Consider the following 4,134-nt stretch of genomic DNA (forward strand, 5'->3'; position numbering starts at 1 on the left):
GGGCCGCTCACGATCCGCTCCCCGCCGGGGCCGGGCGCATCACGCCTCGTCCTCCGGCGGCCGCTTGCGGGCCGGTGCCTTCTTCGCCGGCCGGACCGGCTCCGCGGCGCCCTCGGTCGGGGCGAGGGCCGACGGCGTCCGCTTGGCCACCGCCTTCTTCGCCACGGCCTTCTTGGCCAGTGCCTTCTTCGCGACGGCCGGCCTCGCCACCGGGGCGGGGGCAGCCGAGGTCGGTACGGCCGGCTCGGCCGCGCCCGGGGCGGGCGACGGCCCGGCGGCGGGCACCGGGTGCGCCGACGCCTCGGTGCCGGTGGGCAGCGGCGCCGGGGCGCCGAGGGTCGCCTTGGCGTCCCGGAGCTGGCGCTCGAGTTCGTGCACCCGTCGGGTCAGCTCGGCGACCTCGTCGGCGGTGGCGAGCCCCACCGCGCCGAGGGCCCGGTCCACTTCGAACCGCACCAGCTTGGTCAGCGACTCCCGGTTGGCCGCGCCCGTGGAGACCAACTCCTCGGCGAGGGTCTGCAGCTGGGCGGCGGTCGCCCCGCCCGAGCCGACGACCCGGCGAACCGCGTCCTGGGCCTTCTTCCGGGGCGCCTCCGTCAGGCCCATGGCCAGCTCGAGGTAGGCGCGCCACGCGTCCTGCATGCCTGTTTCCTTCCGCGGGGCGGGGGTGTGCAGGTGCCACGCTACCGGGCACCCCGCGACGCCCTGTGCGGTACGGTGCCGGGGACGGCGTGGCGAGCGGTGAGGGGGCGATGGTGGCCAGCGTGGACGAATGCCGGCAGGCGTTGCGGGATCTGGCGGCCCGGCTGGACCGCAACGCGGAGACGGTGCGCGAGAAGGTCGACTTCGACCGGACGCTGGCCTGCCGGATCACCGACTTGGAGACCGCCTTCCACGGCCGGCTCTCCGGCGGCCGCCTGGTCGACCTGGCTGACGGCGACGACCCGAAGGCCAAGATCGCGCTGAGCACCGGCAGCGACGACCTGCTCGCACTGGTCCGCGGCGAACTCGACATCACCCGCGCGGTCACGTCCCGGCGGGTGTCGATCAAGGCCAACCCGCTCGACCTGATGAAGCTGCGCAAGCTGCTCTGAGCCAACCCGCTCGGGGCCTGACCCGGGAATGCGGGCGGTCGTCGGCGGGATGAATTTCGGCGTCGGCGGCCCGTCAGCCGGATGGATTCGGCGTCGGCGGGAGCCAGTTCGGCGTCGGCGGCCCGTCAGGCGGACAGGCCGAGTTCGGCCAGTGCCTTCTCCGCCTCGGCCGAGCCGGGACGGATCCGCGCCGGCCGCGTCGACCAGACGGTCGCGCAGAGCGCCGCCAGGGCGTCCAGCGTGCGGCCCGACCCGGCCAGCTCCAGCGCGTCCTCCCGCGCGGCCACCGACCATCCACCGGCGTCCGCCGGGCCCGGGACCCGCACCACGGCCGCCGGGTCGAAGAGCCCCGCCAGGTCCATCGAGACGTACGTCGGCCTGCGGTGCGGCGGGGCGGCGAGCAGCTCGGCCGCGTCACTCACGCCGGTGAGCACCAGCAGACTGTCCAGTCCGGCCCGCCGGGCACCCTCGATGTCGGTGTCCAGCCGGTCGCCGACCAGCAACGTCCGGCCCTCGCCGGCACGTCGGGCCGCCGTGGTGAACAGGGCCGGCTCCGGCTTGCCGACGACCACGTCGGGATCCCGGCGCAGCGCGGTGCGCAGCACGGCGACCAGGGCACCGTTGCCCGGCAGTGGTCCACGATCGCTGGGCAGGGCCGGGTCGGTGTTGGTGGCGACCCAGGTCGCGCCGCCGCGTACGGCCACCGAGGCCTCGGCCAGGTCCGCCCAGCAGACCTGCGGGCCGAACCCCTGCACCACCGCGACCGGCGACTCGTCGGCCCGGGACACCGGGGTCAGCCCGACCGCGCGCAGCTCGGCCCGCAGAGCCTCGGTGCCGACGACCAGCACCGCGGCTCCGGCGGGAAGCTGGTCGCGAAGCAGCTCCGCGGCGGCCGCCGCCGAGGTGAGCACCTCCTCGGGCCGGGCGGGCACACCCATCCCGGTGAGCAGGTCGGCCACCTCGCTGGAGCGGCGCGAGGCGTTGTTGGTCGCGTACGCCACCGACCGGCCCTCGGCGTGCAGCCGGCCGACGGCCTCGACCGCGCCGGGGACCGGCCGGTCGATCAGGTAGATCACGCCGTCCAGGTCGAAGACGACCAAGGCGTACCCGTCGACCAGCCGTTCCCCGGCACCCCTCGTCATCGCTGCGCGGTGTCCGACCCGCCGGAGGCGGTGGGCTCGCCACCGCCGGTGGCGGCCCCGCTGTCGTCGCCGGGCGTACCGGCGGCGACGGTGCTTGCCTCGTCGTCGGTCAGCTCGTCGTCGGTCAGGTCGTCCGACGGCACCGCCGCGACCGCGGCCCCGTCCTGCTCGTCGTCCTCGTAATGCTCGTCCTGCTCGTCGTCCTCGTCACCTTCGTCGTCGTCTTCGTCCTCGTCGGCGTCGGCGTCGGCGTCGGCGTCGGCGGTCGGCTCCGTGTCGCCGGCGAGGTCGGCGTCCGGCCGGGCCGGTACCGCACCCGGGGCGCCGGGGCCGGAGGCGATCGCCTCGGCGGACTCCTCGTCCTCCTCGTCGCCCTCGATCACCACACCGTCGAGCTCCAGCAGCCGCTCGGCGGCGTCGGTCTCGCCCTCGGTGTCGACGTCGGCGGCGCGGGAGAACCACTCGCGGGCCTCGTCACGACGACCGACGGCGAGCAGCGCGTCGGCGTACGCGTACCGCAGCCGGGCCGTCCACGGCTCGGCCGTCTCGCTCGTCAGCTCGGGAACCTGGAGCATGGCCACCGCGGCGTCCTTCTGGCCCAGGTCGCCGCGCGCCCCGGCCGCCACGATCAGCAGCTCGGTCGCCACGGCCTGGTCCAGCTTCTCCCGGTCCGCGCCACGGAACAGGTCGATCGCCCGCTCGGGCCGGCCCAGCGCCCGCTCGCAGTCCGCGAGCACGGCCAGGTGGCTCTGCAACCCGCTCATCCGGTGGTACGTACGCAGCTCCGCGATCGCGGTCTGCCACTCCCCCGCGTGGTACGCGGCCAGGCCGACCGCCTCGCGGACGGCCGCGATCCGGGACGCCAGCCGACGGGCCGCCAGCGCGTGCGCCAGCGCCTCGGCCGGGTCCTCGTCGATCAGCTGACCCGTCGCCACCAGGTGCCGGGCGACCGTCTCGGCGACCGGCTTCGCCAGCGAGAGCAGCTCGGCCCGGACGTCCTTGTCGAGGTCGGTCGCGACGATCTCGTCGGGCAGCGCGGGGCCCGCCGTACGCTCCCCCGCCGCCTCCGGACGCTCCCGCCGCTCGTCGCGACGCTCTCCGCCCCGGAAGCCGCCCTCACGACGGTCACCCTGGCGTTCTCCGCCCCGGTAGCCACCTTCGCGGTCACCGCCCCGGTAGCCACCCGGACGGTCGCCACCTTCACGACGGTCGCCACCACGGTAGCCGCCCTCACGCGGCGGACCCGAACGGAAACCACCCTCACGACGGTCACCACCACGGAAACCACCCTCGCGGTCACCACCACGGAAGCCACCCGGACGGTCGCCGCCACGGAAGCCGCCGGAGCGCTCGTCACCGTCTCGACGGAAGCCACCTTCGCGGCGGTCGCCGCCCCGGGAACCCTCACGGTCGCTGCGGAAGCCGCCCTGGCGGTCGCCGGCGTCCCGACGAGGGGCGCCACCGCCGCGGGAGTCGCCGTCACGCGGACCGGACCGGAAGCCGCCCTCTCGGCGGTCGCCAGCACGGGAGTCGCCGTCACGGCGGTCGCCGCCGGCGTATCCGCCGCGCTGGCCGCCCCGGTCCTCGCGGTACGGGGGCCGGTCGTCGCGGCGCGGCGCTCCCTCGCGTCCACCCGAACGGTCTTCGTAGCGACGGGGACGATCTCCGCCCTGCGATCCTGAACTCACAGGTACATCCTTCCTCATTGCGTCACCTACGACGCTACGCAGTCGAGGGCCGACCCGGATGGGGCGGCCCTCGACTGGAAAAGTTGTCCGGCGGTGTCCTACTCTCCCACACCCTCCCGAGTGCAGTACCATCGGCGCTGGAGGGCTTAGCTTCCGGGTTCGGAATGTAACCGGGCGTTTCCCCTCCGCCATGACCGCCGTAACTCTATC

5 protein-coding genes and 1 rRNA gene are annotated in these 4,134 nt (G+C 75.2%); 2 read left to right on the forward strand and 4 right to left on the reverse strand.

Translation table 11 applies throughout. The annotated features are described in order from the left end of the window. Positions 1-39 precede the first annotated feature (39 nt). Positions 40-642, reverse strand: coding sequence for a phasin family protein (locus F6X68_RS31240; RefSeq protein WP_151457614.1), 603 nt, complete (start codon positions 640-642; stop codon positions 40-42). A gap of 113 nt (positions 643-755) precedes the next feature. Here F6X68_RS31240 and F6X68_RS31245 point away from each other — a divergent pair, with 113 nt between their 5' ends. Further along, complete coding sequence (locus tag F6X68_RS31245) at positions 756-1,094, forward strand: SCP2 sterol-binding domain-containing protein (protein WP_132234479.1); 339 nt, start codon at positions 756-758, stop codon at positions 1,092-1,094. Positions 1,095-1,219: 125 nt separating this feature from the next. Here F6X68_RS31245 and F6X68_RS31250 read toward each other — a convergent pair whose 3' ends face one another. Beyond that, positions 1,220-2,236, reverse strand: coding sequence for an HAD-IIA family hydrolase (locus F6X68_RS31250; RefSeq protein WP_151457615.1), 1,017 nt, complete (start codon positions 2,234-2,236; stop codon positions 1,220-1,222). Then, positions 2,233-3,219 carry a lipopolysaccharide assembly protein LapB gene (locus F6X68_RS31255; protein WP_225852541.1) on the reverse strand — a complete coding sequence of 329 codons (987 nt, stop codon included), beginning with the start codon at positions 3,217-3,219 and terminating at the stop codon, positions 2,233-2,235. Before F6X68_RS31255 ends, F6X68_RS31250 begins: the two co-directional genes overlap by 4 nt. Between F6X68_RS31255 and F6X68_RS33760 the strand changes: the two genes are divergently transcribed. Beyond that, on the forward strand, positions 3,175-3,918 hold the full coding sequence (locus F6X68_RS33760) for a hypothetical protein (protein WP_192581619.1): 744 nt from the start codon (positions 3,175-3,177) through the stop codon (positions 3,916-3,918). The genes F6X68_RS31255 and F6X68_RS33760 overlap by 45 nt on opposite strands. Before the next feature lie 91 nt (positions 3,919-4,009). Here F6X68_RS33760 and rrf read toward each other — a convergent pair. Then, positions 4,010-4,126 (reverse strand): 5S ribosomal RNA (rrf, locus tag F6X68_RS31260). Positions 4,127-4,134: the final 8 nt, after the last annotated feature.

It is taken from the genome of Micromonospora sp. AMSO12t (assembly GCF_008806585.1).
Taxonomy (GTDB): domain Bacteria; phylum Actinomycetota; class Actinomycetes; order Mycobacteriales; family Micromonosporaceae; genus Micromonospora; species Micromonospora reichwaldensis.